The following is a 26,212-nucleotide window of genomic DNA, read 5'->3' as shown; positions in this document are numbered from 1 at the left end:
GGCGAGGTGAGCGGGGCCTCGGCCAGCACCGGGCTGGCCGCGCTGGCCAGAAGCGCCGAGAGCAGCCAGCGCCGGGTGAAGGTCATGCGATCATCCTCATGCGCGGAAGGTAGCGAGGCCACCGGGCCGCTGGCAAGCCCGCGCGCGATCACGGGGCCTGACTGTCGCGTGGGGAAGGAGCGCGGCCGCCGGTCACGGGAGAGCCGGGGCCGGGCGGGCAGGGCGGCGGGACAGGCCCCGGGGGAGGGAGACGGGCCCGTCACTCCGGGCGCAGATCCTCGGGCGCGAGGCGCCAGGCGCGGCCGAAGCCGCCGTTCAGCACCGCCGAGACCGGCGCAAGGCGCACGAAGGCGAAATCGGGGAAGTCCACGTAGAGCTTCGCCTTGGGATGGGTGGCCAGCCAGTGCGCGCGGAGCGCCCCATGCTCGGGCGCCGTCCGGGGGACGAACGCGGCCCGTACCTTCACCATCAGCCGGGGGTGCGTCAAAGGGTCGCCCCTCTCGCCGGGCTCGCCCACCAGGATGGCGGCCTCGGGATGGAGGCGCAGCGCCTCGCGGTGGGGCGCAAGCGCGGAGACGAGCGTCAGCGGCAGGCCCTCCGGGTCGAGCCCGAAGGCGATCAGGCTGATTCCCGGCGTGCCGGTGGCGGGATCGGTGACGGCCAGTGCCGCGTGGCGCGCGCGGGCGAGGAGGCTCCGGGCGAGGGCGCGGGCCTCGTCATCGGCCGATTGCAGGAGGTCTCGGGGCTCGGGCATGATCCGGGGGACGCTTGACAAGCTGCGGAGCCGGGCGCTCCGCTTGCGACACCAAGCGATACAGGCACGGACATGCGCGGGACAAGCCTCACCTTCTGGGATCACTTTCTGCCGAAGATCGTGACGGTGTTCCGCGAAGGCTACGGGCTGCGCGACCTGCGCGCGGATGCGCTGGCCGGCCTGACCGTGGCGATCGTCGCGCTGCCGCTCTCGACCGCCATCGCCATCGCCTCGGGGGTGGGCCCCGAACGCGGGCTCTACACCGCCATCGTGGGCGGCTTTCTCGTCTCGGCGCTGGGCGGAAGCCGCTTCCAGATCGGAGGCCCCGCGGGCGCCTTCATCGTGCTCGTCGCGGCCTGCGTGATGCAGACGGGGATCGAGGGCCTGATCCTCGCCACCTTCCTGTCGGGCTTCCTGCTGATCGCCGTCGGCACGCTGAAGCTCGGCAGCTACATCCGCTTCATTCCCTATCCGGTGACGGTGGGCTTCACGGCGGGGATCGCGGTCATCATCGCCGCGAGCCAGATGAAGGAGCTGCTGGGCCTGACGCTCGCGGGCCCCGAGCCTTCGGCGCTGGTGGCGAAGGTCGAGGCGCTCTGGGCCGCGCGCGGGACGCTCACGCCCGCGGCACTCGGCGTGGCCGTGGGCACCATCGCGATGATCGAGGGGCTGAAGCGCCTCTCTCCGCGGCTGCCGAGCCTTCTCATCGCCATCGTTCTGGCCTCGGTCGCGGTGCTCGTCCTGAAGCTGCCGGTCGAGACCATCGGCACGCGCTTCGGCGAACTGCCGAAGATGCTGCCGACGCCCGCCCTGCCGGCCCTCGACCGCGAGGCGATCCTCGCGGCGCTGCCCTGGGCCGTGAGCTTCACGCTGCTCGGTGCCATCGAGTCGCTCCTGTCGGCCGTGGTGGCGGACGGGATGGCGGGGACGCAGCACCGGCCCAACGCCGAACTCATCGCGCAGGGCTGGGCCAACGTGGGCTCGGCGCTCTTCGGCGGCTTCTGCGTCACGGGCACCATCGCCCGGACGGCCACCAACGTGCGCGCGGGCTCGCGCGGGCCGGTGTCGGGGATGCTGCATGCGCTCTTCGTGCTGGGCTTCATGCTGGTGGCGGCGCCGCTGGCCGCCTACATCCCGCTTGCGGCGCTGGCGGGGCTCCTTGCCGTCGTGGCCTGGAACATGTTCGAGAAGGAGGAATTCTGGGCCCTCCTGCGCACCTCGCGCGGCGATGCGATGGTGGTGCTCGCGACCTTCCTGCTCGTCGTCTTCCGCGACCTGACCGAGGGGATCGTCGTGGGCTTCGCGCTGGGCGGGCTCGTCTTCATCCGGCGCATGTCCGACGCGGCCTCGGCCGAGCCCGCGCAGGTGCCCGAGGCGGGTGGCGCCGTCACGGCCGAGCGCGTCGTCTACCGGCTGCGCGGGCCCTATTTCTTCGGGGCGGCGGCGATGCTCGGCTCGGCCCTCGACCGGTTCGCCGAGCGGCCGCGTGCCTTCGTGCTGGACTTTGCCGAGGTGCCCTTCATCGACAGTTCGGGCGCGCGCTCGTTCGAGCTTCTCGCCCACAAGATGCACCGCCGCGGCGGGCAGCTTTTCCTGACCGGGGCCAATCTCGAGGTGCGCCGCGTGCTGCTGGCGCAGGGGCTGCGCGAGCCGCTGGTGCGCTATGTGCCCGACGTGGCGGGCGTGGACGCGATCCTTTCCGAAAGCTGAACGAATCGCGGAATTTGGCGGAGCCTCGCCGGCAGCGGCATAGCGCCGCTGGCCGCTCCCGCGTAGGGAGAGCCGCAGCGCCCATGACTCCGGCTCTCCTTGCGCGGGCGCTTCCCCCTGCGTCATTCGCGCGCGGGCAGGGCGTTGAAAAACAAGCGCAAATGGCGCTGTCCGTTTTCATGATTTACAGCTTTTCGAGAATATCAGTAAAAAAAGTGACAGAAAAATCATGGCTGCAAAAAGAGTTACGCGAAAATTGACTGATGCGTTACACTCTGGCTAATGGAGGAGGGTGGCCGCCGTTGCGGCCTTGTAGCGGGCCGTGCGCGGCCCGCCTGTTGGAGGAGCTTTCATGGATCACGCTCAGACGAATGCGGTCTATACCGCGTCGGCAGATTTCATTGCGCAGGCCCATGTCGACGCGGCCGGCTACGAGCGGATGTATGCTGCATCCGTGGCCGACCCGGAGGCATTCTGGGGCGAACAGGGCAAGCGGCTCGACTGGATCAAGCCCTACACCAAGGTCAAGAACACGAGCTTCCGGCCGGGCGAGGTCTCGATCAAATGGTTCGAGGACGGCACGCTGAACATCGCCTGGAACTGCATCGACCGGCACCTCGCGACGCGCGCCAAGCAGACCGCGATCATCTGGGAGCCGGATGATCCGAACGCGCCGGCCCAGCACATCAGCTATCAGGAGCTGCACGACCAGGTCTGCCGGATGGCCAATGTGCTGGTGAGCCAGGGCGTGCGCAAGGGCGACCGGGTGGTGATGTATCTGCCGATGATCCCCGAGGCCGCCTATGCGATGCTGGCCTGCGCCCGGATCGGCGCCATCCATTCCGTCGTCTTCGCGGGCTTCTCGCCCGACGCGCTGGCGAACCGCATCAACGACTGCCAGGCCAAGGTCGTCATCACCGCCGACACCGCCCCGCGCGGCGGTCGGCGCACGCCCTTGAAGTCGAACACCGATGCCGCGCTCCTGCATTGCTCGGACCGGGTGCGCTGCCTCGTCGTCAAGCACACGGGCGACCAGATCCACTGGATGGACGGCCGCGACGTGGACGTGAAGGAGCTGATGCGCCACGCCTCGCCCGACTGCCCGATCGAGGAGGTGAATGCCGAGGATCCGCTCTTCATCCTCTATACCTCGGGCTCGACCGGCAAGCCGAAGGGGGTCGTGCACACCTCGGGCGGCTATCTGACCTATGCCGCCATGACCCACCAGATGACCTTCGATTACCATGACGGCGACGTCTTCTGGTGCACGGCGGACGTGGGCTGGGTCACGGGCCACAGCTACATCGTCTACGGTCCGCTGGCGAACGGCGCGACCACGCTCATGTTCGAGGGCGTGCCGACCTATCCCGATGCCGGCCGCTTCTGGGCCGTCTGCGAGAAGCACAAGGTCAACCAGTTCTACACCGCGCCGACGGCGATCCGCTCGCTGATGGGCCTCGGGCCGGAATGGGTGGAGAAGTACGACCTGTCGTCGCTGAAGCTCCTGGGGTCGGTCGGCGAGCCGATCAACCCCGAGGCCTGGAGCTGGTACAACACCCATGTCGGCAAGGGCCGCTGCCCGATCGTCGACACGTTCTGGCAGACCGAGACGGGCGGCCACATGATCACGCCGCTGCCGGGGGCCACCCCGGTGAAGCCGGGTGCCGCCTCGAAGCCCTTCTTCGGGGTGAAGCCGGTGATCCTCGACCCGACCGACGGGCACGAGCTGCACGAGACGGCGACCGAGGGGGTGCTCTGCATCGCCGACAGCTGGCCGGGGCAGATGCGCACGCTCTGGGGCGACCACGAGCGGTTCGAAGAGGCCTATTTCTCGCAATACAAGGGCTATTACTTCACCGGCGACGGCTGCCGTCGCGATGCGGACGGCTATTACTGGGTCACGGGCCGGGTCGATGACGTCATCAACGTCTCGGGCCACCGGATGGGCACCGCCGAGGTGGAATCGGCGCTGGTCGCCCATGCGCAGGTCGCCGAGGCCGCGGTGGTGGGCTATCCGCACGACATCAAGGGGCAGGGCATCTATGCCTATGTCACGCTGATGAACGGGGTCCAGCCGACCGAGGAACTGCGCAAGGATCTGGTGAAATGGGTCCGCACCGAAATCGGCCCCATCGCCTCGCCCGACGTGATCCAGTGGGCGCCCGGCCTGCCCAAGACCCGCTCGGGCAAGATCATGCGCCGCATCCTGCGCAAGATCGCCGAGAACGACTTCGGCTCGCTCGGCGACACCACGACGCTGGCCGACCCGTCGGTGGTCGACGACCTGATCGCCAACCGCAAGAACCGGGGCTGAGGCATGGAGGGCGTGACCGAGACGACCACCCGTCCGCCCGTGCTGATCCTGCTCGGGCCTCCGGGCGCGGGCAAGGGCACCCAAGCCCGGATGCTCGAGGAGCGCTTCGGCCTCGTCCAGCTCTCGACGGGCGATCTGCTGCGCGCGGCGGTGGCCGCGGGCACGCCTGCGGGCATGGCCGCGAAGGCGGTGATGGAGGCGGGGGGCCTCGTCTCGGACGAGATCGTGCTTGCGATCCTCGCCGACCGGATGGCGCAGCCCGATGTCGCGCGCGGCATCATCCTCGACGGCTTTCCCCGCACCGCGGGGCAGGCCGCGGCCCTCGACGGGCTCCTCGAGCGGGCGGGCCAGCGGGTCACGGCGGCGATCAGCCTCGAGGTCGATGACGGGGCCATGGTCGAGCGGGTGTCGGGCCGCAGCACCTGCGCCACCTGCGGCGAGGGATACCACGACAGCTTCAAGCAGCCCGCGCGTGCGGGGACCTGCGACAAGTGCGGCGGGACGGAGTTCAAGCGCCGTCCCGACGACAATGCCGAAACGGTGGGAGCGCGGCTCGCCGCCTACCATGCGCAGACGGCACCGCTGATCGCCTACTACGCCGGCCGCGGCGTGCTCGAACGGATCGATGCGATGGGAGCCATCGACGAGATCGCGAGCGCCCTCGGCCGCATCGTGGACCGCGTGTCGGCGTGAACGAGGCCCGCGTCCCTCGAGGAGGAGGGACCGGGCGGGGAGAAGAAACCTACAGGGAGGAAGTCCAATGGTGGACAGAACTGGTCATGTGACATCAGACCGGACGTCGTCGAATGCCTACTGGTCGGCGAACGTCCGCATCATCCTCATCTCGCTGGCGATCTGGTTCGCCTGCTCGTTCGGACTGGGGATCATCCTGCGCCCCGCGCTCGAGGGCATCATGGTGGGCGGGGCCGACCTCGGCTTCTGGTTCGCCCAGCAGGGCTCCATCTACGTCTTCCTCGTGCTGATCTTCGTCTACGCCTGGCGGATGAACAAGCTCGACCGTGAATACGGCGTGGACGAGTAAGGGGAGCCGCACAGGATGGATCAATTCACTCTCAACCTGATCGTGGTCGGCATCACCTTTGCCATCTACGTCGGGATTGCGATCTGGGCCCGGGCGGGTTCGACCGCAGAGTTCTATGCCGCCGGTCAGGGCGTGCACCCGGTCATGAACGGCATGGCCACGGGCGCGGACTGGATGTCGGCGGCCTCCTTCATCTCGATGGCGGGCATCATCGCGCTCGCCCCGGCCGGCGGCTACACCCAGTCGGCCTTCCTCATGGGCTGGACCGGCGGCTATGTGCTTCTGGCCCTGCTGCTCGCGCCCTACCTGCGCAAGTTCGGCAAGTTCACCGTGCCGGAATTCATCGGTGACCGCTTCTATTCGGGCGGCGCCCGGCTTCTGGCGGTGGTCTGCCTCATCATCATCTCGATCACCTATGTGATCGGGCAGATGCGCGGCGTGGGCGTGACCTTCTCGCGCTTCCTCGAAGTCTCGACCGACATGGGCCTCTATATCGGCGCGGCGATCGTCTTCGCCTATGCCGTGTTCGGCGGCATGAAGGGCATCACCTACACGCAGGTCGCCCAGTATGTCGTGCTCATCATCGCCTACACGATCCCCGCGATCTTCATCTCGCTCGCGCTGACGGGGGCCTTCCTGCCCCAGCTCGGCCTGATCGGCGACTATGCGCCCGCGGGCGGCGACCAGGCGTTCCTGGCCAAGCTCGATCAGGTGGTCACGGAACTGGGCTTCACCGCCTACACCGCCGACACGCCCTCGATGCTGAACATGTTCCTCTTCACCATGTCGCTGATGATCGGCACCGCGGGCCTGCCGCACGTCATCATCCGCTTCTTCACCGTGCCGAAGGTGGCCGACGCCCGCTCCTCGGCCGGCTGGGCGCTTGTCTTCATCGCGCTCCTCTACACCGTGGCTCCGGCCGTGGGCTCGATGGCGCGGCTGAACTTCACCACGACCATGTGGCCCGGTGCCGTGACCGGCAACGCGCTGGATCAGGATGCGGTCTCGCTCGATGCGATCCAGAACGATCCGAAGCTGAGCTGGGTGCGCACCTGGGAGCAGACGGGTCTCCTCGTCCTTCAGGACCTGAACGGCGACGGCAAGATCCAGTATTTCAACGATGCCAAGCTCGCCGCCGAGAACAAGGCCGTCGAGGGCGCGACCAAGGCCCTCGCCGACGCGCGCGCGGCCAATGCGGACGCGGCCCGGATCACCGAGCTCGAGGCGGCTCTGGCGGCGGCCAACGAGGCCCGCATCGCCAAGGGCGCCGAAGTCACCGTGGGCGGCCAGACGCTGGCCGAGCGCGGCTGGGTCGCCAACGAGGTGGTCAAGGTCGACAACGACATCATGGTGCTGGCCAACCCCGAGATCGCGGCCCTTCCGGGCTGGGTGATCGCGCTCGTGGCTGCGGGGGCTCTGGCCGCCGCCCTCTCGACCGCGGCAGGCCTCCTGCTCGCCATCTCCTCGGCGATCTCGCACGACCTCATCAAGGGCTCGATCAATCCGAACATCTCGGAGAAGGGCGAGCTTCTGGCCGCGCGGATCTCGATGACCTTCGCCATCGTGATCTCGACCTGGCTCGGCCTCAACCCGCCCGGCTTCGCCGCGCAGGTGGTGGCGCTGGCCTTCGGTCTGGCCGCCGCGACGATCTTCCCGGCGCTGATGATGGGGATCTTCTCGAAGCGCGTGAACAAGGAAGGCGCGATCCTCGGCATGCTCGTGGGCCTCGTCTTCACCTCGGTCTACATCTTCCTCTACAAGGGCTGGTTCTTCATCCCCGGGACGGAAGTCTATGCCGACGTGCCCGCGAACTACTTCTTCGGCATCTCGCCGCTGTCGATCGGCACCATCGGCGCCATCCTGAACTTCGCCGTGGCCTTCGCGGTCTCGGCGGTGACGAAGGCTCCGCCGCGTCAGGTGGTCGAGCTGGTCGAAAGCATCCGCATTCCGCGCGGTGCCGGCAAGGCCACGGCCCACTGAGGGGCCAAGGGCGCGTCCCCCGGCAGGGGGGCGCGCCGATCCGGTGCAGTGTCGAGGAGCCTCATGGAAGACGTGCAGACCATCGTGAGCTTTCTGGAGACGGTGCATCCCTACGACAGCCTGCCGCGGGACGAGCTGGCGCGTGTCGCCGGCTGCTTCAGCCGCAGGGAGATCGCCGCCGGCGAGACGATCTACCGTCACGGCGAGCGGCTGACGGGCCTCTATCTCGTCAAGCGGGGCGGGGTGGAGATCCTCGAGCCTTCGGGCGACGTGATCTCGGTCTTGGGCCCGCGCAACTCCTTCGGCGAGCGGGGCCTCATGCGCGACGGCCGCGCCGCGACCACGGCGCAGTCCACCTCGGAGGGCGTGCTGCTCATGCTGCCCGCCGACGAATTCCGCCATCTCTTCGCCGCCTCGCCGGCCTTCGAGCGGTTCTTCACCCGGCGGCGGACGCAAGGCTACCGCGCCTCCGACCTCACGACGCAGAAGGTGGCCGACCTCATGGCGCGCAAGCCCGTGACCTGCGGCCCGGCCGACACGATCCGCGCCGCTGCCATGAAGATGCGCGACGCGGGCGTCTCGTCGCTGGGCGTGGTCGAGGGCCACGCCTTCCTCGGCATCGTGACCACCCGCGACATGACGAACAAGGTCGTGGCCACGGGGCTCGATCCGGCGACCCCCGTGGCCGAGGTGATGACCCGCGACCCGATCGCGCTCTCGCCCGAGGCGCTGGGGTCGGACATCCTGCATGTGATGCTCGAGCGGCGCATCGGCCATCTGCCGGTGGTCGAGGAGGGCCGCCTCGTCGGCATGATCACCCAGACCGACCTCACCCGCTTTCAGGCCGTCTCCTCGGCGCAGCTCGTGCGCGATGCGGCCACGGCCGAGTCGCTCGACGAACTGAAGGCGGTCACGGGGCGGATCCCGAAGCTCCTCGTGCAGCTCGTGGCGGGGCACAATTCGCACGAGGTGGTCACGCGGCTCATCACCGACATCTCCGATACGGTGACGCGCCGCCTGCTCACGCTCGCCGAGGCCGAGCTCGGGCCGCCGCCGGTGGCCTATTGCTGGTGCGCCTGCGGCAGCCAGGGGCGGCAGGAGCAGACCGGCGTCTCGGATCAGGACAACTGCCTGATCCTGTCGGACAAGACGCTGCCCGCCGACGCACCCTATTTCTCGGCCCTCGCGGCCTTCGTGTCGGACGGGCTCGACGCCTGCGGCTATGTCTATTGCCCGGGCGAGATGATGGCCACCAACCCGCGCTGGCGGCAGCCGCTCGCGGTCTGGCGGCAGTATTTCCTCGGCTGGATCGACCGGCCCGACCCGATGGCGCAGATGCTCTCCTCGGTCATGTTCGACCTGCGCCCCATCGGCGGCGACGAGAGCCTGTTCCACGAGCTACAGGCCGACACGCTGGGCATGGCTGCGAAGAATTCGATCTTCGTCGCGCACATGATCGCGAATTCGCTGAAGCACATGCCGCCGCTGGGGCTGATCCGGGGCTTTGCCACCATCCGGTCGGGCGAGCACAAGAACCACATCGACCTCAAGCACAACGGCGTCGTGCCGGTGATCGACCTCGGACGCGTCTATGCGCTGATCGGCGAGCTCGGGGCCGTGAACACGCGCGCCCGGCTGCAGGCGGCCGAGAATGCGGGCGTGATCTCTGTCTCGGGCGCGCGCGACCTGATCGAAGCCTACGACATGATCGCCCAGATCCGGCTCGAGAACCAGGCGCGGCTGATCCGGTCGGGCCGCGCGCCGGACAATTTCCTCGCACCCTCGGACCTGTCGGATTTCGAGCGCAGTCACCTGCGCGACGCCTTCGTCGTCGTGCGCACCATGCAATCCGCGCTGGGCTCTGCCCGCGGCGCGCGCACCTGAAGGCCCCCTCATGGTCATGGACCTCCTCGCCACCCTCGCCGCCGGAGCCGGTCTTGCCGGGATCGCGCTGCTCCTGCGCCTCCTCAGCCGCCGGCGGCTGCCGAAGTGGATCGTGCCGATCGCGGCGGGGGCGGGGATGCTCTTCTTCTCGATCTGGAACGAATACACCTGGTATCCGCGCGTCGCCGCGGCGCTGCCGGCTGAGGTCGTGATGATCTCGACGCCCGAGGATCGCGTGGGTCTCCGGCCCTGGACGCTGGTCTTTCCGGTCACCACGCGCTTCATGGCGCTCGACCGCACCGCGCTGCTCCGGTCGGAAAGCGATCCGGGCATCCGGCGCGCCGACGTGGTGGTGGTGCAGCGTTGGCACAATACCCAGCGCGTTCCCATGGCCTTCGACTGCGAAGGCCGGCGCACCGCAAATCTCGAGACCGGGTCGGAACTCCGGCCCGACGGCACCCTGACCGGCACCGACTGGGCGCCGGCCGGGGAGGAGGACGAACTGCTGAAGGCGGCCTGCAGGGAGGGGTGACATGGCCGATGGAGCCAGAAAGCGCCGGATCCTCGTGGTGGAAGACGAGGACAATATCGCCATCGCGCTCGATTATCTGATCACACGCGAAGGCTACGAGCACGACCGGGTGGCCAGCGGCGCGGAGGCGCTGGGCCGCATCCGCTCGACCCATCCCGATCTCGTGCTGCTCGACGTGATGCTGCCCGAGGTCTCCGGCTACGAGATCTGTCAGGGCGTGCGGCTCGATCCGACGCTCGCCCACGTCAAGATCCTGATGATGACGGCCCGCGGCTCGGCCATCGAGCGCAAGAAGGGGCTCGCGCTGGGGGCCGACGGCTTCATCTCGAAACCGTTCGAGCTGAAGGCCCTGCGCGAGGAGGTGCGCCGGCTGCTGGGCGAGGGGGGCTGAGCCATGCTCGACCGCCTCAACCTGCGCCTGCGGATCCTGCTCTTCTTCGCGGCGCTCGCGGGCGGGGCGAACGTGGCGGTGGCGATCGGACTGTTCCTCGCCTACCGGCGCCTCGACGCCCCCGAGCTTCTGCCCGCCTTCGAGCAGGTGGGTCTGGTGGCGGGGCTCGTGATCCTCGGGCTCGTCACCTGGATCTGGTATCTCTTCGACGCCAATGTGGCGCTGCCGATCATCCGGCTGGCCTCGAAGCTGCGCGCCCGCGCCCATGCCCGCATCGACGGCGGCATCGAGGAGCCGACCGCCCGCTATCTGGGCGATCTGGCGCCCGCCGCCTCGGCAACCGCCCTCACGCTTGCCGAGACGCGCGACGCGCTGGCCGAGTCGGTGGCGCGCGAGACCTCACGCCTGTCGTCGGAAAAGGCGCGGCTCGAGGCGCTCCTGTCGGACGTGCCGGTGGGACTGCTGCTCTGCTCGGGCGACCACCAGCTCGTCTTCTACAACGGCCCCGCGACCGACCTGATGAACACGGCCGGCGCGCCGGGGCTCGACCGCAACCTCTTCGACTATCTGCGCGACGGGCCGATCCGCCATGCGCACCGGCGGCTGATCGAGGCGGGCGACCCGGATGCGGCCTCGGACATCCTCTGCACCACCGTCGTGGGGGCGCGGGTGCTGGCCGCGCGGATGCGGCTGATCGGAGGCGAGACGACGAAGCCCGGCTATGTGCTCACGCTGCGCGACGTGACCTCGGCGCTGGCCTCCTACGCCCGGCGCGAGGCGCTGCTGGCCGAGGTCTTCGACCGGATCCGGCGGCCGGCGGCGAACCTGCAGACACTGTTCGAGGTGCTGCCGCCCGGCAGTTGCCCGCCCCCCGACATGGACCGCGCGCTGCGGCAGGAGGCGGCGGGTCTCGCCGCCGCCGTGACCGAGCTCGGCGCGCGCCACGACGAGAGCCGCCACGACGGCTGGCCGCTGTCGCTGACGCGGGCCTCGGACCTGCTCGACGGGCTGCGCGCGCGGATGGAGCAGGCGGGCCTCTCGGCCGAGATCGGCGAGGCGCCGCTCCTCCTGCGCTGCAACGGCTTCGAGGTGATCGGCCTCGTGGCGACGCTGGCGGCCCGGGTGGCGGCGCGGCGCACCGGCCACGACTTCCGCGTGACCCTGACCGAGGACGGCACCGAGGCCATGCTGCGTCTCGTCTGGCACGGCGAGCCGCTGCCTGTGGGCCTTCTCGAGGACTGGCTCGGCGAGCCGCTCGAGCCGGGCGTGCCCGAGGTGACGGGGCGCACGGTGCTCTCTACCCACACGACCGAGATCTGGCCCGAGCCTGCGGGGGCCGGCGCCTCGGCCCTCTGCCTGCCGCTGCGCACCGCGCGCCGCACGGGTCGCCGCCCGCGGCCCATTCCCCGCGCCGTGGTCTATGATTTCGAGCTTCTGTCGAAGGCGCGCTACGAGAAGGTGGCCGAGGCGCGGCTCGAGGATCTGACCTATGTCGTCTTCGATACCGAGACGACGGGCCTCATGCCCTCGCAGGACGAGATCGTGCAGATCGCCGCGGTGCGCATCGTGAACGGCCGCCGGGTCGAGGCCGAGGTGCTCGACACGCTGGTCAATCCGCACCGGCCGATCCCGCCCTCCTCGACCGAGGTCCATGGCATCACCGATGCGATGGTGGCCGAGGCGCCCGACATCGTCGAGGTGGGGCGCCGGTTCCACAAGTTTGCCGAAGGCGCGGTGCTCGTGGCCCACAACGCCCCCTTCGACATGGAATTCCTGCGCCGGGCCGAGCCGCTGATCGGCCGCCGCTTCGACAATCCGATCCTCGATACCGTGCTGCTCTCGGCGGTGCTCTTCGGGCAGAGCGACGTGCACAGTCTCGATGCCCTGACCCACCGGCTCGGCATCACCATCCCCGAGGAGGCGCGGCACACGGCCATCGGCGACACGGTGGCCACGGCGGATGCCTTCCTCAAGCTCCTGCCGATGCTGCAGGGGCGGGGGTTCGAGACCTTCGGCGCCGTGCTCTCGGAGGTGCGCCGGCACGGACGGCTGCTCAAGGATCTGAACGAGCCGCATCTGACCGACGCCTGAGCGGCCTGCGGGCAGGCTTGCCGCCCTGTCCCGGACAGCGGCCCGGCACGGGGAGCACCGGCCCGCGGGACTGCGGAGATCCCGCCCTGTCCCCGGTGCCACCGCGCCGGCGGCGGATCGGGCGCCTTGAGGTCTGCGGGCAGAGCGGAGGTTCGGACCCTCAGGCGAACGGGTCGGCCGGATAGCCCACGCCGGTCAGATAGAGCCCCTGCGGCGGGCAGACCGGCCCGCAGGCGGCGCGGTCGCGGGCCTCCAGCGCCTCCCGGACCTGATCGGGCGCCCAGGCGCCCGCGCCCACCCGCTCGAGCGTGCCCACGATGGAGCGGACCTGATTGTGCAGGAAGCTCCGCGCCCGCAGGCGGAACCGGTATTCGATGCCGTTCGTCCCCTCCACCGTCTCGAGCGTGAGCGCGTCGAGCGTCTTGACCGGCGAGGCGGCCTGGCAGCCCGCGGCGCGGAAGGTGGTGAAATCGTGCCGTCCCACGAGATGGGCCGCGCCCGCGCGCATCGCCTCGGCGTCGAGCGGATGGGGCACGCGCCAGACCCGGCCGCGGTCGTGGACCTCGGGCGCACGGCGCGCGAGCAGCCGGAAGAGATAGCGCCGCTCGACGGCCGAGAAGCGGGCGTGGAACTCCTCCGGCACCCGCGCCGCGGCGACGATGGCGACGGGCAGGGGCTTCAGATGCGCATTCAGCGCCCCGGCGAGGCGGAACGGGTCCCAGTCCCGGACGAGGTCGCAATGGGCGACCTGTCCGGTCGCATGGACGCCCGTGTCGGTCCGCCCTGCCGCGGCGATCGTGTGGGGACCGGGCTCGAGCCTGCCGAGCGCCGTCTCGATCGCGCCCTGAACGGACGCGAGCGCGGCCTGCCGCTGCCAGCCCGCGAAGGGGCTCCCGTCATATTCGATCCTGAGCGCATATCTCGGCATGACGGCCCCCTAGCATTGCAGCCCCGCGCTGCCAAGCGGGCGAGGCCCGCCATTCACGAAGCGCGAATGGCGGGGGCGGGCCGGATGGGGCCGGAGGCCCGGAGGCGCCGCCGAGAGGGGCGCCGACGGGCGGGCGGCGGGCCGAAGCAGACGCGATAGCAAAGACTGCTATCGCGTCTGGACAGTGGCCGTGGCGCGGCCCGGGAGGGCAAGCGTCGCGGCCTCTCGCGGGCTGCCTGCGGGCCACTTCCTCTGCGGCCTGTTGGCACAGCGGCCCGGCGCGCCTACATCCATGGGCAAGGGCCGCCTATCCTGAGAGCGGCACAACGAGAGGCAGGCGCGTGGTTTTCCGCAGACTGACCGACGGTGTGGCGCGCGGCATCGAGGGCGCCGTCAGCACCGTCTCCGAAACCTTCTTCGAGCCGGTGATCCGGGTCGGTGTCACCGGCCTGTCGCGGGCCGGAAAGACGGTCTTCATCACCGGGCTCGTGGCGAACCTGCTCGACCGGGGGCGGATGCCGCAGCTGCGCGCCCATGCCGAGGGCCGGATCGAGGCTGTCTTCCTTCAGCCGCAGCCCGACGACACGCTGCCGCGCTTCGACTTCGAGAACCATCTGGCGGCCATCTTGGGCGAGGATCCGCGCTGGCCCTCCTCCACCCGCTCGATCTCGGAGCTGCGCCTGTCGTTCCGGGTGCGGCCCTCGGGGATGATCTCGGGCCTCACCGGGCCGCGCACGGTCCATCTCGACATCGTGGATTACCCCGGCGAGTGGCTCCTCGATCTGTCGCTTCTCGACAAGAGCTATGCGCAATGGTCCGAGGAGACGCTGAAGCGGCTGGCGACCCGCGAGGAGGCGCGCGACTTCATGGCGACGGCGCGGGCGGCCGACGGGTCGCTGCCGCTCGAGGAGCCGCAGGCGCAGGCGCTGGCGGCGAGCTTCACGGCCTATCTGCAGGCGGCGCGGAAGGCGGGCTGGTCGGACTGCACGCCGGGGCGGTTCCTGCTGCCGGGCGATCTCGCGGGCTCGCCGGTCCTGACCTTCGCGCCGCTGCCGATGCCCGCGCAGGCCACCCGCACCAGCCTCTGGCGCGAGATGGGCCGGCGCTACGAGAGCTACAAGGAGAATGTGGTCCGCCCCTTCTTCCGCGAGCATTTCGCAAGGATCGACCGGCAGGTGGTGCTTGTCGATGCGCTGGGAGCGATCCATGCCGGGCCGCAGGCGCTCGAGGATCTGCGCCGCACCATGGCCGAGATCCTGACGGCCTTCCGGCCCGGGCGGAACTCGTTCCTGTCGACGCTGCTCCTGGGCCACCGGGTCGAGCGGATCCTGTTTGCGGCCACGATGGCCGACCATCTGCACCACACGCAGCACCCGAAACTCACTGCCATCATGGAGGCGATGCTGCGCGAGGCGCGCGACCGGGCGGCCTTCGCAGGCTCGCTCACCGCGGCCATGTCGCTGGCCTCGATCCGCGCCACGGTCGAGGAGGAGGTGACGCGCCACGGCGAGACGGTCGAGGCGGTGCGGGGGCGGCTTCTTGCGAACGGCCGGCAGGTGGCGATGTATCCGGGCGAGCTGCCCTCGGACCCGTCGCGGATCCTTTCGCCCGCCCGAGAGGGGGTGGAGCGCTGGCTCGATGCGGAATTCGCGCTGATGACCTTTGCGCCGGCGCGCGTGCTCTTGAAACCGGGCGAGGGGCCGCCGCACATCCGGCTCGACCGTGCGGCCGAGTTCCTGATCGGAGACCGGCTGTGAGGCGCCCGGGGGCCAGTTCCGCGGGCCTGCGCCCGGGCCGGACCTTGCGGGACCCCAACGCCCGTCGGGTCGCCATCCTTCATCCCTTGGGAGAGACGCCGTGAGCGACAAGCCCCCGAAGAAGCCGTTGCTCCTCGACTGGGACACGCGCGAGGAGACTGCGGCCGATGCGCCCCGCGCCCGCCGCCCGGCCGCGGCGCCCGAGACCGTCTCGGGGCCCACGCCCGCCGACGTGCCGCCTGTGCCCGATCTCGACCTGCCGCAGGGGCAGGCGATGCTGGCCGCAAGCCGCATCGCCACGGTTCGCAGCTCGCGTCTGGGCCGCTTCGCCGGCTGGATCTTCGGCACGCTCCTGACCTTCGTCCTGTCGGTCGCGGCCTGGGACTTCGTGACGTCGCTCCTGTCGCGCAACAGCGTCCTTGGCGCCGCGGCCTTCGTGCTGATCGGGACGGCCGTTCTCACGGCGCTGGCCCTCGCGCTGCGCGAATGGTGGGCCTATGTCCGGCTCGAGCGGCTCGACAGCCTGCGCGAGGCCGCCGTCGCCGCACGGGCCGCGAACGATCTCAAGGCCGCGCGCCGCGTGGTGACGGCCATCGAGAAGATCTATGGCCACCGCGCCGACCTGCGCTGGGGGAAGGCCCGGCTGGCCGAGCGGCAGGCCGAGGTCTTCGATGTGGACGGCCTCCTCGGGCTGGCCGAGAACGAGCTTCTCGTGACGCTCGATCAGAGCGCGCGGCGCGAGATCGAGGCGGCGGCGCGGCAGGTGGCGGCGGTGACGGCGCTGGTGCCCCTGGCGCTCGCCGATGTGGCGACTGCGCTCTATGCCAATCTCCGCATGGTGCGCCGCATCGCCGAGATCTACGGCGGGCGGTCGGGCAGCTTCGGCAGCGTGCGGCTGCTGCGCCGGGTCTTCTCGTCGCTGATCGCGGCGGGGGCGGTGGCCATGACCGACGATCTGCTCCATTCGGTCGCGGGCGGGGGCGTGCTCTCGAAGGTCTCGCGCCGGTTCGGCGAGGGGATGGTGAACGGCGCCCTCACCGCGCGGGTGGGCGTGGCCGCGATGGAGCTCTGCCGCCCGCTGCCCTTCCACACCGCGCCGCGCCCGAAGGTCACGAACCTCATCAGCCGCAGCCTCACCGGCCTCTTCGACCGGTGAACCGCCGCTGCCGCGGGCCACTGGACCGGCCCGCGGGGCGCGGCTATAAGCCAGCCCATGAGGCATCGCATCGCGATCATCGCCCGAATTACCGGCCCGGCGTCCTGATCTCAGGCGCCGGGTGACGACGTTTGCGCGGCGCAGAGCCCCCGGGGGGCGCGCCCGATCCCCCACATCCCCAAAGGACCGCATCCGATGTCCGCCGACACGACCACCGTCCCCGACTACAAGGACACCGTCTTCCTGCCCGAGACCGACTTCCCGATGCGCGCGGGCCTGCCCCAGCGCGAGCCGGAGTGGCTGGCGCGCTGGGAAGAGATCGGGATCTACGACCGCCTGCGCGAGAAGACGGGCCGCAAGCCCTTCACGCTGCATGACGGCCCTCCCTATGCCAACGGGCACCTGCATATCGGGCACGCGCTGAACAAGACGATCAAGGACATGATCGTGCGCTCGCACCAGATGATGGGCTTCGACGCGCGCTATGTGCCGGGCTGGGATTGCCACGGCCTGCCGATCGAATGGAAGATCGAGGAGCAGTATCGCGCCAAGGGCCTGAACAAGGACGATGTGGATGTGGTGGCCTTCCGGCAGGAGGGCCGGAAGTTCGCCGAGGGCTGGGTGCAGATCCAGCGCGAGGAGTTCAAGCGGCTGGGTGTCACCGGCAACTGGGCCGATCCCTACCTGACGATGGACTTCCATGCCGAGGCGGTCATCGCCGAGGAATTCATGAAGTTCCTGATGAACGGCACGCTCTATCAGGGCTCGAAACCCGTGATGTGGAGCCCGGTCGAGAAGACCGCGCTGGCCGAGGCCGAGGTCGAATATCACGACCATACCTCGCACCAGATCTGGGTGAAGTTCCCGGTCGTGGCGGCGGGGGCTTTCCCCGAGGCCGAAGCCTGCCTGCAGACCGAGGCGCTGGCGGCCTCGGTCGTGATCTGGACCACGACGCCCTGGACCATCCCGCAGAACCGCGCCGTGGCCTTCAATCCCGAGATCGCCTACGGCCTCTACCGCATCGAGGCGGTGGCCGAGAATGCCGCCGCGAAGGTGGGCGAGACGGTGATCGTGGCCGACAAGCTGTCGGCGGGCATCTTCAAGTCGGCCCGGATCGAGGGCGCGACGCGGCTGCGCGCCGTCTCGGCCGACGAGCTGCGGGGCTTCGTGCTGGCCCATCCGTTCCGGGGCCTCGAGGGCTCGGCGGGCGAGTGGGACTTCGACGTGCCGATGCTGCCGGGCGAGCATGTCACCGACGATGCGGGAACGGGCTTCGTCCATACCGCGCCCTCGCACGGCGACGACGACTATCAGCTGGGCCTGAAGTTCGGCCTGCCCATGACCTACAACGTGCTCGAGGACGGCTCCTACCGGGCGGACCTGCCGCTCTTCGGCGGGCAGGTCATCATCACGCCCGAGGGCAAGGAGGGCCCCGCCAGCGTCGAGGTCATCAAGGCTCTGGCCCGGGCGGGCGCGCTCTTCGCCAAGGGCAAGCTCAAACATTCCTACCCGCATTCCTGGCGGTCGAAGGCGCCGCTGATCTATCGCAACACGCCGCAATGGTTCGTGGCCATCGACCATCCGCTCGACGACGGGATGGGCGCGTATGGCGACACGATCCGCAAGCGCGCGCTGCGCTCGATCGAGGAGCTGGTGAAGTTCACGCCGATCTCGGGCCGCAACCGCCTCCATTCCATGATGGAGACGCGGCCCGACTGGGTGCTCAGCCGCCAGCGCGCCTGGGGCGTGCCGCTCACCTGCTTCGTGAAGAAGGGGGCGAAACCCACCGACCCGGACTTCCTGCTGAAGGACCCTGAGGTCAACGCCCGCATCTCGGCCGCCTTCGAGGCCGAGGGCGCGGACGTCTGGTATCGCCAGGGCTTCAAGGCCCAGGTGCTGGGCGGGCTCCACGATCCCGAGGCCTACGAGCAGATCTTCGACGTGCTCGACGTCTGGTTCGACAGCGGCTCGACCCATGCGTTCGTGCTGCGCGACCGGCCGGACGGGACCGAGGACGGCATCGCCGACGTCTATATGGAAGGCACCGACCAGCACCGCGGCTGGTTCCATTCCTCGATGCTGCAGGCCTGCGGCACCAAGGGGCGCGCGCCCTACCGGGGCGTCGTGCCCCACGGCTTCACGCTGGACGAGAAGGGCATGAAGATGTCCAAGTCGCTCGGCAACACCGTGGTCCCGCAGGAGGTGATCGACCAGTACGGCGCCGACATCCTGCGGCTCTGGGTGGCGCAGGCCGACTTCACGGTCGACCAGCGCATCGGCAAGGAGATCCTGAAGGGCACCGCCGACAGCTACCGCCGGCTGCGCAACACGCTGCGCTACATGCTGGGCGCGCTCGGCGGCTTCTCCGAGGAGGAGCGCGTGGCCCCCGCCGACATGCCCGAGCTGGAGCGCTGGGTGCTGCACCGGCTGGCCGAACTCGATACCGAGGTGCGGCGCGGCTATGCGGCCTACGACTTCCAGGGCGTGTTCCAGAAGCTCTTCACCTTCTGCACCAGCGACCTCTCGGCCTTCTACTTCGACATCCGCAAGGATGCGCTCTACTGCGACGCGGCCTCGAGCCTCCGCCGCCGCGCGGCACGCACGGTGATGGATCTGCTGTTCCACCGGCTGACCAGCTGGTTCGCGCCGATCCTCGTCTTCACGATGGAGGATGTGTGGCTCTCGCGCTTCCCGGGCGCGGACAGCTCGATCCATCTGCAGGACATGCCGGAGACGCCCGCGGACTGGCGCGACGAGCCCCTCGCCGCGAAATGGGCGACGCTGCGGCAGGTGCGCCGCGTGGTGACGGCCGCGCTCGAGGTGCAGCGCACGGCCAAGGTGATCGGCGCCAGCCTCGAGGCGGCACCCGTCGTCCATGTGCGCGAGCCCGAGGTGCTCTCGGCGCTGAAGTCGGTCGATTTCGCCGAGGTCTGCATCACCTCCGATCTGGCGCTGACCGGCGATCCGATGCCGTCCGAGGCCTTCCGCCTGCCGGAAGTGCAGGGGGTGGGCGTTGTGTTCGAGCGGGCCGAGGGCGCCAAATGCGAGCGCTGCTGGCAATATCTGCCGGACGTGGGCACGCACAAGCACCCCGGCACCTGCGCCCGGTGCAATGACGCGCTCGGATGAGCGGGTGCGCGCGGTCCTGATGGATCTCGCGCAGGCGCGGGGCAGGGGCGCGAGCTTCTGCCCCTCCGAGGCCGCGCGCCGCATGGGCCCCGACTGGCGCGCCCATATGGAGGAGGTGCGCCGTATGGCGGATCTCTGCGTGGCCGAGGGCCGGCTCGTCATGAGCCAGAAGGGCCGTCCCGTCGACCCCGCGACCGTGCGCGGGCCGGTGCGGCTGTCCCTGCCATGAAGGGCGCGGTCCTCACGCCGGTCGGCCGGGTCGTGCTGACCGAGGAAGACGGCACGCTCGTCCGCCTGTCCTGGAGCGACGAGGAGGCAGACGGCGAGAGCCCGCTTCTCTCCGAGGCCGCGGCCCAGATCGCCGCCTATTTCGACCGCCGCCTCCCCCGGTTCGAGCTGCCGCTGGCCACAGGCTCCGGCCGGGCCGCGCTCTTTCACAAGGCGCTGCTCGCAATCCCGTTCGGCGAGACGCGCCGTTACGGCGAGCTTGCCCGCGGCCTCGGCATTCCGCCGCAGGCGGTGGGGCGGGCCTGCGGGCAGAACCCGCTGCCGATCCTCGTGCCCTGCCACCGGGTGCTGGGCGCGACCGGCCTCGGCGGCTTCTCGGCGCCGGGCGGGATCGAGACCAAGATCGCGCTCTTGCGCCACGAGGGCGCGCTTCTGATCTGAGCTGCCCTTGCGGAAGCGCCGCCGCCCGGCTAGCGGTGGAGGGTCCTGTGGCAGGCGGTGCGGATGAGCCTCTTTGTCCTTCTGGCGGTGCTCGGCGCGGCCTTCCTACATGCGAGCTGGAACGCGATCATCAAGGTCGGGACCTCGAAGGTCGCGGCCATGGTGATCCTGTCGGTGGCCGAGGTGCCCATCGGGCTGGCCATCGCGCTGACCCGGCCCTGGCCCGCGGCCGAGGTCTGGCCCTGGGTGCTCGCGGCGGGCTGCTGCCATTTCGCCTACAAGTCCTTCCTGACCTTCGCCTATGAACATGGCGACCTGAGCCGCGTCTATCCGATCGCGCGGGGGGCGGCACCGATGGCGGTGGCGCTGGTGGGCGCCTTCGCGCTGTCCGACGCGGTGACGGCGGGGCAATATGCCGGGATCGCGGTGCTCGGCGCGGGCATCCTCCTGATGGCGCGCGGGGTCTTCACCTCGGGCGAGGAGCGCAGGCTTCTGCCCTATGCGCTGGGCTCGGCGGCAGCGACGGCCTGCTACACGATGATCGACGGGCTGGGGGCGCGGGTCTCGGGCGACGCGGTGGCCTATGTGGCCTGGGTGTTCGTGGCCGACGGGCTCATCTTCGGCACCGGCATGATCGCCTGGAAGGGGACGGCGCTCCTGCGCGCCGATGCCCGGGCCTGGGCTTCCGGCACGGCGGCCTGCGCCGCCTCCTACGGAGCCTATGCGATCTCGATCTGGGCCATGACGGTCGCGCCCATCGCGGTGGTCGCGGCGCTGCGCGAGACCTCGATCCTCTTTGCCGTGCTGATCGGCTGGCTCGTCTTCGGCGAGCGGATGACGCGGGACAAGGCCATGGCCTCGGCGCTGATCGTGGCGGGCGTGATGCTCACCCGGCTCTGAGGGCGGCTCAGGCCCTCTCGCGGGGCGGCAGCATCTGCTGGGCTACGCCCGCCAGCACGAGATAGACCGAGGTCACGACGAGGCCCCAGTGCGCCCAGCTCTGCTCGTTGAACTCGACCCAGGCGGCCCAGGCGGCGAAGAAGACCCAGGCCGAGGCCACCGGCAGCGAGACCATTCGCCAGCGGGCGGTCCGCACCGGATGGATGAACTTGAGGTTGGTGAACATCGCGGCCGTCAGCGCGAGGACGATGCCGAGGATGGTCCATTCCCCCGGCGAGATCGCGAAAAGCACGAGCACGACCATGTTCCAGCAGGCCGGGAAGCCCGCGAAGGAATAATCCTTCGTCTTCATCCGCGTATCGACGAAATAGATGGCCGATCCGTAGACGATGACGATGATGACGAGCCAGCCGGTCCAGCCCGTCAGGAGCCCCGACTTGAAGAGCGCATAGGCCGGGATGAAGACATAGGTGAGATAGTCGATGATGAGGTCGAGCAGCACGCCGTCGTAGGTGGGCCAGTTCCGCTTCACGTCGTAGCGCCGGGCCAGCGGCCCGTCGATCCCGTCGACGAGGAGCGCCACGACGAGCCAGAGGAACATCAGGCTCCATTTTCCCTCGACCGCCGCCAGCATGGCCAGCATCGAGAGCACGGCGCCCGTGGCGGTCAGCAGGTGGACGAACAGGGCTTTGAGGCGTGCATTCATCTGCCCGTCATGCCGCATCCCGCGCCCTGAGGCAAGTCAGGCCGACGGTCGCAGGAGCCGCCCCAGGTCCGCCCGTGCCAGCGGTGGCGCGAGATCCCGGCCGCACCCGAGCGCCGGGCGCGCCCGCCGGAAGAGGAGGGGGCAGGCGGGGGGGCTCGGCGGGGATCTGACGCCACATCCGGCAGGGTCCGGTGCGGACGCCGGAACGGGGCAAGCGGGGATCCTCCGGGGGTTTGGCCTCGCATCCGGCGCGGTGCGGACGGACGAGAGCGGGGCAGGCGGGATCCTCCGGCACGGTCCCCCGGCGTGGTGCGGAGGGGAAGCGCGAGCGGGGAAAGGCGAAGATCCTCCGGCGCGGACCTGACGTCACGCCCGGTGTGGTGTGGTGTGGTGCGGTGCGGAGGCGAGGGGAGCGGGGGCAGGCGGGGAGCTTCGGGGCGGGTCTAACGTCCCGGCGCGGTGCGGTGGCACGCGAGAGCAAAGAGGGCGGGCGGTCATCCTCCGAGCGCGGATCTGACGGTGGACCGGCACGGTCGCCCGTGGGATGCCGGAGGGGATCATGGCCGCGGCCTGCTCAAGAGGGCGCCTGTGACCTGTCGGCGGCCTCGCCTTCCGTCGTGGGCATTCGACCTCGCGTGCCGCTTGGCCGTGAAGAAGGCAGGCGAACTTGTCGCTTTCCCGTTGGCCGAAGCTCCAGAGGATCTCGCCGCTCTTGTCCGATGCGGGACGCCCCCGGGCCCGGGGGGCACATCAGGCCAGTTCGCGCAGCCGTTCGAGGAAGCGCCGGGTCCGCGCCGCATCCTCGCGTTCATCCGAGGCCTTGCCGGGGCGCGCGAAACTCTCGAGCAGCAGCTGGCGGAAGATCTCCATCGCCACGGCGCGTTCCGCCTGACGGTCGTTCGTGGCCGGGTCGGGGGCACCGGCGGCGATGCTTTCGGCCTGACGGTCGGCCGCTTCCTCGGCCTTCTGCGGCATCGGGCCGATCTGGGCCGCCTCGATCTCGGCGGAGGAAAGCGCCCCGTCGCCATCCTTGTCCGCCCGGGCGATCAGCACCGCGAGCCCGCCGGTCTTCGTGGCCGGCGGAGGGGGCGGCGGGGCCGCAGCCGCCTGGGCGGCGATCATCTCGTCGGCACTGACCACGCCGTCGCCGTCCTGATCGGCCAGAGCGACAAGGGGGTTGCTGGAGGGGGTATCCTCCGCCTCGCCACCGCTCTCGATGCTCAGAAGCGCGTCGAGCTCGGCTGCGCTGAGCGATCCGTCGCCATCGGTGTCGCCGGCCTCGACCAGCGCGTGAAAGAGGGACCGGCCGTCAGTCCGCAGAGGGGTGCCGCGCACCGGGTCCGGCGGTGGAATGGCGGGAGCGGCCGGGGCGGTGCCCCCGCCGGCCGGGCCCGGCTGCCAGGGCAGGGCCTGCCGCAGGGCCGCAATCACCGCGGACGACCGGGCCGTTCCGGAAAGCGCAATCACGGTCATGGCTGCCTCCTGTCTTAAGGATCACGACCCCACATTATGCGAAACTGGTGCACCATTCCTTTACCCGAACATGGAAAGTGCCGCGACTTGAAGCGAATCCTCCGGCCTTCAGGCGCGGGGATGGGCTTTCGCATAGACTTCCATCAGCCGGGCCCCGTCCACGGCGGTGTAGACCTGCGTCGTCGAGAGCGAGGCATGGCCCAGCAGCTCCTGGATCGAGCGCAGGTCGCCGCCCGCGTTCAGCAGATGGGTGGCGAAGGAATGGCGCAGCGCATGGGGCGTGGCGGTGGGCGGCAGACCGAGGGTCGCGCGCGCCCGCTCCATCGTGCGGGCGACGAGGCGCGGGTTGAGCGGGCCGCCGCGGGCGCCGCGGAAAAGCACTCCGGAAGCGAGGTCGAACGGGCAGAGCGCGGCATAGCGCGCCACCGCCTCGCGCGCGACGGGGAGAGAGGGCACCAGCCGCTCCTTGTCGCCCTTGCCCCTGATGCGCAGCACCTCGGGCAGGGGATGGGCGGTGCCGGGCAGCCCCAGCGCCTCGGAGATCCGCAGCCCGCAGCCGTAGAGCAGCGTCACCACCGCGAGGTCGCGGGCCCGGATCCAGTCTTCGGCGGCCTCCTCGGCCACGGTGGACAGAAGCGCCTTCGCATCCGCCTCCGACAGCGGCCGCGGCAGCTTGCGGCGGAACTTCGGGCCGCGGGCCGAGAGGACGGCCGTCGCGTCGACGCCCTCGCGCTCGGCCAGCCAGCCGGTGAACTGGCGCACCGCCGACAGCGAGCGGGCGAGCGAGCGGGCGCCGAGGCCGCGGGCCCTCTCATGCGCCATCCAGGCGCGCAGGTCGGCATGGGGCACCGAGGCCAGCATCCTCAGCCCGTAGCCTTCGCCCAGATGCCCGGCGAGGAAGGCGAGCCACCCCGTCACATCGGCGGTGTAGGCGCGGATCGTATGGGCCGAGGCGCCTTCGATCGCGCGCTGATGCGTGAGCCACGCCTCGAGCGCATCGCGCGCCGCGGGCGGGATCGCAAGGCTCATGAGAGCCAGCGGCGCATCGTCCGCTCGAACACGGCCGCGAAGAAGGCGAGAAGGTCCGTGCCCTGCGTGGGCTTGAAATGTTCGGGATCCTCGGAGCCCATGACGAGCATCCCCGGCAGACGGCCGCGGCCGAAATCGAGCCGCATGAGCGCCTCGGAGGCGATGCGCGGGGAGAGATCGCCGTAAAGCGTGGTCCCCGGCAGCGCGCGCCGCAGCGTGACGGTGCGCAGCGGCACATTGCGCCCGCCCGCCACATAGTCGGCGACGAAGCCCGGCTCGACCACCTGAAGCACGCCCCCCAGCCGGTCGATGGCGGGATCGGCCTCGCGCTGCGGGCTTTCCAGCACCAGCCGGATGCTCTCGACCCGCAACGTCTGGGCGACCTCGGTCGAGAGGTTCAGCAGGAACTCCTCGAAGCCGAACGGATCCAGCATCTGCAGGATCGCCCGGTGGATGAGGTTGGTGCCGGCGAGGTTCTCGTAGGCCGCGGCGATGACCGAGCGATGGGTGTCCTCGAGCCGGTCGAGCCGGCCCTCCAGACGCTCCATCGCGATGCCGCGCAGGTCGATCACGTTGGCCCCCATCGCGCGCTCGTTCGCGGCGATCAGGGCCTTCATCAGGTCGCGGTCCTCGAGGATCACCTCGGGGCTCGCGAGGATCTTGTCGCGCAGGTCCTGTTCGATCATGCCGTCCTCGCCGGTCAGAGGCTCACTTCAGAAGGATCGACTGACCGGTCTTGGCCCAGTCGGCGTTGAACATCTCGAGCCCCTTGTCGGTCAGCACATGGTTGGCGAGCGCCTTGATGACGGCGGGCGGGGCGGTGATGACGTCGGCCCCGATCCGGGCGCAGTCCGCCACATGGTTCGGCGTGCGCACCGAGGCGGCCAGAACCTCCGTCTTGAAGTCGTAATTGTCATAGACCTGACGGATGTCGGCGATCAGCTCCATCCCGTCGAGGTTGATGTCGTCGAGCCGGCCGATGAAGGGCGAGATGAAGGTGGCGCCCGCCTTGGCCGCCAGAAGCGCCTGGTTGACCGAGAAGCAGAGCGTGACATTGACCATGCGGCCCTCGTCCGAGAGCACCTTGCAGGCGCGGAGCCCGTCCCAGGTCAGCGGCACCTTCACCGTGATGTTCGGGGCGATCTCGGCCAGATGGCGGCCCTCAGCGATCATGTCCTCTGCCGTGGAGGCCACGACCTCGGCCGAGACGGGACCTGCGACGAGGTCGCAGATCTCCTTCGTCACCTCGAGGATGTTGCGGCCCGACTTCAGGATCAGCGACGGGTTCGTCGTGACGCCGTCCACCATCCCGAGGGCGTTGAGTTCGGCAATCGCCGCGACGTCGGCGGAGTCGACGAAGAATTTCATGGGGGATCTTCCTTGGCTCGGGGTTCCGCGGGGGTGTCGTCCCCGCCGTCTGCGGTGTAATAGCGCATCGGGGCGCTAGGGAAAAGGGAAGCCGCGTGACAGGTCGCTTCGCAGAGGGCGCACGGGTGGGCGTTCTGACCACCGAGCCGCTGGGCCGGGTGCTCGATTATCGCGCGCCCGAAGGCGGCTGCGATCCGGGCGACTATGTGGTCGTGCCGCTCGGGCCGCGCCGGGTGATGGGCGTGGTCTGGGGCCCGGGCGAGGGCGGCTTCGATGCGGCAAAGCTCCGCGGGATCGAGCGGGTGCTCGACGCAGCCCCCATGCGCGAGGAGATGCGGCTCTTTCTTGCGCGCGCCGCCGACTACACCCTGACCCCGCTGCCCGCGATGCTGCGGCTCG

At 70.0% G+C, this 26,212-nt stretch carries 24 protein-coding genes; 17 read left to right on the top strand and 7 right to left on the bottom strand.

Annotated elements, in window-relative coordinates:
* Positions 1 to 259: 259 nt before the first annotated feature.
* Positions 260 to 754, bottom strand: a complete 495-nt coding sequence (locus tag A9O63_RS00535; RefSeq protein ID WP_069330168.1) for a pyridoxamine 5'-phosphate oxidase family protein — start codon at positions 752 to 754, stop codon at positions 260 to 262.
* A gap of 72 nt (positions 755 to 826) precedes the next feature.
* On the opposite strand from A9O63_RS00535, the gene A9O63_RS00530 reads away from it, so the two are divergent.
* The 10 genes from A9O63_RS00530 to A9O63_RS00490 all read left to right on the top strand — a co-directional run bounded on the left by A9O63_RS00530 (position 827) and on the right by A9O63_RS00490 (position 12,698).
* The gene (locus tag A9O63_RS00530; RefSeq protein ID WP_069330167.1) at positions 827 to 2,464 is read left to right on the top strand and encodes a SulP family inorganic anion transporter; all 1,638 of its coding nucleotides are present in this window, start codon (positions 827 to 829) and stop codon (positions 2,462 to 2,464) included.
* Between the two features lie 83 nt (positions 2,465 to 2,547).
* The gene (locus tag A9O63_RS23025; RefSeq protein ID WP_167354590.1) at positions 2,548 to 2,724 is read left to right on the top strand and encodes a sulfate permease; all 177 of its coding nucleotides are present in this window, start codon (positions 2,548 to 2,550) and stop codon (positions 2,722 to 2,724) included.
* 92 nt (positions 2,725 to 2,816) lie between these two features.
* On the top strand, positions 2,817 to 4,778 hold the full coding sequence (acs, locus tag A9O63_RS00525; protein ID WP_069330166.1) for an acetate--CoA ligase: 1,962 nt from the start codon (positions 2,817 to 2,819) through the stop codon (positions 4,776 to 4,778).
* A gap of 3 nt (positions 4,779 to 4,781) precedes the next feature.
* Positions 4,782 to 5,471 (top strand): adenylate kinase, encoded by a 690-nt coding sequence (locus A9O63_RS00520; protein WP_069330165.1) that lies wholly within the window; start codon positions 4,782 to 4,784, stop codon positions 5,469 to 5,471.
* A 67-nt stretch (positions 5,472 to 5,538) separates the two neighbouring features.
* Positions 5,539 to 5,820 carry a DUF4212 domain-containing protein gene (locus tag A9O63_RS00515; RefSeq protein WP_002720744.1) on the top strand — a complete coding sequence of 94 codons (282 nt, stop codon included), beginning with the start codon at positions 5,539 to 5,541 and terminating at the stop codon, positions 5,818 to 5,820.
* Positions 5,821 to 5,835: 15 nt separating this feature from the next.
* Entirely contained in the window at positions 5,836 to 7,800 is a 1,965-nt protein-coding gene (locus tag A9O63_RS00510) for a sodium:solute symporter family protein (RefSeq protein WP_009561946.1), read from the top strand.
* Between the two features lie 63 nt (positions 7,801 to 7,863).
* Positions 7,864 to 9,684 carry a DUF294 nucleotidyltransferase-like domain-containing protein gene (locus tag A9O63_RS00505; protein ID WP_069330164.1) on the top strand — a complete coding sequence of 607 codons (1,821 nt, stop codon included), beginning with the start codon at positions 7,864 to 7,866 and terminating at the stop codon, positions 9,682 to 9,684.
* A 10-nt stretch (positions 9,685 to 9,694) separates the two neighbouring features.
* A complete protein-coding gene (locus A9O63_RS00500; RefSeq protein ID WP_069330163.1) occupies positions 9,695 to 10,216 on the top strand; it encodes a hypothetical protein in 522 nt (173 codons plus the stop codon).
* Position 10,217: 1 nt separating this feature from the next.
* Entirely contained in the window at positions 10,218 to 10,607 is a 390-nt protein-coding gene (locus A9O63_RS00495) for a response regulator transcription factor (protein WP_002720740.1), read from the top strand.
* Positions 10,608 to 10,610: 3 nt separating this feature from the next.
* Entirely contained in the window at positions 10,611 to 12,698 is a 2,088-nt protein-coding gene (locus A9O63_RS00490) for an exonuclease domain-containing protein (RefSeq protein WP_069330162.1), read from the top strand.
* A gap of 160 nt (positions 12,699 to 12,858) precedes the next feature.
* Here the strand turns inward: A9O63_RS00490 and truA are convergent, their stop codons facing one another.
* Positions 12,859 to 13,626 (bottom strand): tRNA pseudouridine(38-40) synthase TruA, encoded by a 768-nt coding sequence (gene truA, locus A9O63_RS00485; RefSeq protein ID WP_069330161.1) that lies wholly within the window; start codon positions 13,624 to 13,626, stop codon positions 12,859 to 12,861.
* A 341-nt stretch (positions 13,627 to 13,967) separates the two neighbouring features.
* Here truA and A9O63_RS00480 point away from each other — a divergent pair, with 341 nt between their 5' ends.
* The 6 genes from A9O63_RS00480 to A9O63_RS00455 all read left to right on the top strand — a co-directional run bounded on the left by A9O63_RS00480 (position 13,968) and on the right by A9O63_RS00455 (position 21,237).
* A complete protein-coding gene (locus A9O63_RS00480) occupies positions 13,968 to 15,383 on the top strand; it encodes a YcjX family GTP-binding protein (protein WP_069330160.1) in 1,416 nt (471 codons plus the stop codon).
* A 100-nt stretch (positions 15,384 to 15,483) separates the two neighbouring features.
* On the top strand, positions 15,484 to 16,539 hold the full coding sequence (locus tag A9O63_RS00475; protein ID WP_069330159.1) for a YcjF family protein: 1,056 nt from the start codon (positions 15,484 to 15,486) through the stop codon (positions 16,537 to 16,539).
* Positions 16,540 to 16,734: 195 nt separating this feature from the next.
* On the top strand, positions 16,735 to 19,668 hold the full coding sequence (ileS, locus tag A9O63_RS00470; RefSeq protein ID WP_069330158.1) for an isoleucine--tRNA ligase: 2,934 nt from the start codon (positions 16,735 to 16,737) through the stop codon (positions 19,666 to 19,668).
* The gene (locus A9O63_RS00465; protein WP_084295485.1) at positions 19,652 to 19,897 is read left to right on the top strand and encodes a DUF3253 domain-containing protein; all 246 of its coding nucleotides are present in this window, start codon (positions 19,652 to 19,654) and stop codon (positions 19,895 to 19,897) included. The genes ileS and A9O63_RS00465 overlap by 17 nt, the downstream gene beginning before the upstream one ends.
* A complete protein-coding gene (locus tag A9O63_RS00460; protein ID WP_069330157.1) occupies positions 19,894 to 20,337 on the top strand; it encodes a methylated-DNA--[protein]-cysteine S-methyltransferase in 444 nt (147 codons plus the stop codon). Before A9O63_RS00465 ends, A9O63_RS00460 begins: the two co-directional genes overlap by 4 nt.
* A 63-nt stretch (positions 20,338 to 20,400) precedes the next feature.
* Positions 20,401 to 21,237: an EamA family transporter gene (locus A9O63_RS00455; protein WP_069330156.1), complete on the top strand. Its 837-nt coding sequence runs from the start codon at positions 20,401 to 20,403 to the stop codon at positions 21,235 to 21,237.
* Positions 21,238 to 21,244: 7 nt separating this feature from the next.
* Here A9O63_RS00455 and A9O63_RS00450 read toward each other — a convergent pair whose 3' ends face one another.
* From A9O63_RS00450 to fsa, 5 genes are all read right to left on the bottom strand, one after another.
* Positions 21,245 to 21,961: a CDP-alcohol phosphatidyltransferase family protein gene (locus A9O63_RS00450; protein WP_069330155.1), complete on the bottom strand. Its 717-nt coding sequence runs from the start codon at positions 21,959 to 21,961 to the stop codon at positions 21,245 to 21,247.
* A gap of 732 nt (positions 21,962 to 22,693) precedes the next feature.
* A complete protein-coding gene (locus tag A9O63_RS00445) occupies positions 22,694 to 23,416 on the bottom strand; it encodes an EF-hand domain-containing protein (RefSeq protein WP_069330154.1) in 723 nt (240 codons plus the stop codon).
* Between the two features lie 108 nt (positions 23,417 to 23,524).
* Complete coding sequence (locus A9O63_RS00440) at positions 23,525 to 24,445, bottom strand: tyrosine recombinase XerC (protein ID WP_069330153.1); 921 nt, start codon at positions 24,443 to 24,445, stop codon at positions 23,525 to 23,527.
* Positions 24,442 to 25,131, bottom strand: coding sequence for a DUF484 family protein (locus A9O63_RS00435; RefSeq protein WP_069330152.1), 690 nt, complete (start codon positions 25,129 to 25,131; stop codon positions 24,442 to 24,444). Before A9O63_RS00435 ends, A9O63_RS00440 begins: the two co-directional genes overlap by 4 nt.
* 22 nt (positions 25,132 to 25,153) lie before the next feature.
* A complete protein-coding gene (fsa, locus tag A9O63_RS00430; RefSeq protein ID WP_069330151.1) occupies positions 25,154 to 25,813 on the bottom strand; it encodes a fructose-6-phosphate aldolase in 660 nt (219 codons plus the stop codon).
* Positions 25,814 to 25,908: 95 nt separating this feature from the next.
* Between fsa and A9O63_RS00425 the strand changes: the two genes are divergently transcribed.
* The coding region (locus tag A9O63_RS00425; RefSeq protein WP_459561992.1) for a primosomal protein N' family DNA-binding protein at positions 25,909 to 26,212 on the top strand (304 nt) is incomplete at its 3' end.

This window comes from Cereibacter johrii (assembly GCF_001720585.1).
Lineage (GTDB): Bacteria > Pseudomonadota > Alphaproteobacteria > Rhodobacterales > Rhodobacteraceae > Cereibacter_A > Cereibacter_A johrii.
The sequence above is the reverse complement of the archived record's forward strand: the minus strand, read 5'-3'. Positions and strand labels throughout refer to the sequence as shown.

Coding starts and splice junctions, on each gene's coding strand:
- A9O63_RS00465 (WP_084295485.1), top strand. CDS start 19,652: ATGACGCGCTCGGATGAGCGGGTGCGCGCGGTCCTGATGGATCTCGCG.
- acs (WP_069330166.1), top strand. CDS start 2,817: ATGGATCACGCTCAGACGAATGCGGTCTATACCGCGTCGGCAGATTTC.
- A9O63_RS00450 (WP_069330155.1), bottom strand. CDS start 21,961: ATGCGGCATGACGGGCAGATGAATGCACGCCTCAAAGCCCTGTTCGTC.
- A9O63_RS00445 (WP_069330154.1), bottom strand. CDS start 23,416: ATGACCGTGATTGCGCTTTCCGGAACGGCCCGGTCGTCCGCGGTGATT.
- truA (WP_069330161.1), bottom strand. CDS start 13,626: ATGCCGAGATATGCGCTCAGGATCGAATATGACGGGAGCCCCTTCGCG.
- A9O63_RS00500 (WP_069330163.1), top strand. CDS start 9,695: ATGGTCATGGACCTCCTCGCCACCCTCGCCGCCGGAGCCGGTCTTGCC.
- A9O63_RS00435 (WP_069330152.1), bottom strand. CDS start 25,131: ATGATCGAACAGGACCTGCGCGACAAGATCCTCGCGAGCCCCGAGGTG.
- A9O63_RS00530 (WP_069330167.1), top strand. CDS start 827: ATGCGCGGGACAAGCCTCACCTTCTGGGATCACTTTCTGCCGAAGATC.
- A9O63_RS00440 (WP_069330153.1), bottom strand. CDS start 24,445: ATGAGCCTTGCGATCCCGCCCGCGGCGCGCGATGCGCTCGAGGCGTGG.
- A9O63_RS00515 (WP_002720744.1), top strand. CDS start 5,539: ATGGTGGACAGAACTGGTCATGTGACATCAGACCGGACGTCGTCGAAT.
- A9O63_RS00535 (WP_069330168.1), bottom strand. CDS start 754: ATGCCCGAGCCCCGAGACCTCCTGCAATCGGCCGATGACGAGGCCCGC.
- A9O63_RS00510 (WP_009561946.1), top strand. CDS start 5,836: ATGGATCAATTCACTCTCAACCTGATCGTGGTCGGCATCACCTTTGCC.
- A9O63_RS23025 (WP_167354590.1), top strand. CDS start 2,548: ATGACTCCGGCTCTCCTTGCGCGGGCGCTTCCCCCTGCGTCATTCGCG.
- A9O63_RS00460 (WP_069330157.1), top strand. CDS start 19,894: ATGAAGGGCGCGGTCCTCACGCCGGTCGGCCGGGTCGTGCTGACCGAG.
- fsa (WP_069330151.1), bottom strand. CDS start 25,813: ATGAAATTCTTCGTCGACTCCGCCGACGTCGCGGCGATTGCCGAACTC.
- A9O63_RS00455 (WP_069330156.1), top strand. CDS start 20,401: ATGAGCCTCTTTGTCCTTCTGGCGGTGCTCGGCGCGGCCTTCCTACAT.
- A9O63_RS00505 (WP_069330164.1), top strand. CDS start 7,864: ATGGAAGACGTGCAGACCATCGTGAGCTTTCTGGAGACGGTGCATCCC.
- A9O63_RS00490 (WP_069330162.1), top strand. CDS start 10,611: ATGCTCGACCGCCTCAACCTGCGCCTGCGGATCCTGCTCTTCTTCGCG.
- A9O63_RS00520 (WP_069330165.1), top strand. CDS start 4,782: ATGGAGGGCGTGACCGAGACGACCACCCGTCCGCCCGTGCTGATCCTG.
- A9O63_RS00495 (WP_002720740.1), top strand. CDS start 10,218: ATGGCCGATGGAGCCAGAAAGCGCCGGATCCTCGTGGTGGAAGACGAG.
- ileS (WP_069330158.1), top strand. CDS start 16,735: ATGTCCGCCGACACGACCACCGTCCCCGACTACAAGGACACCGTCTTC.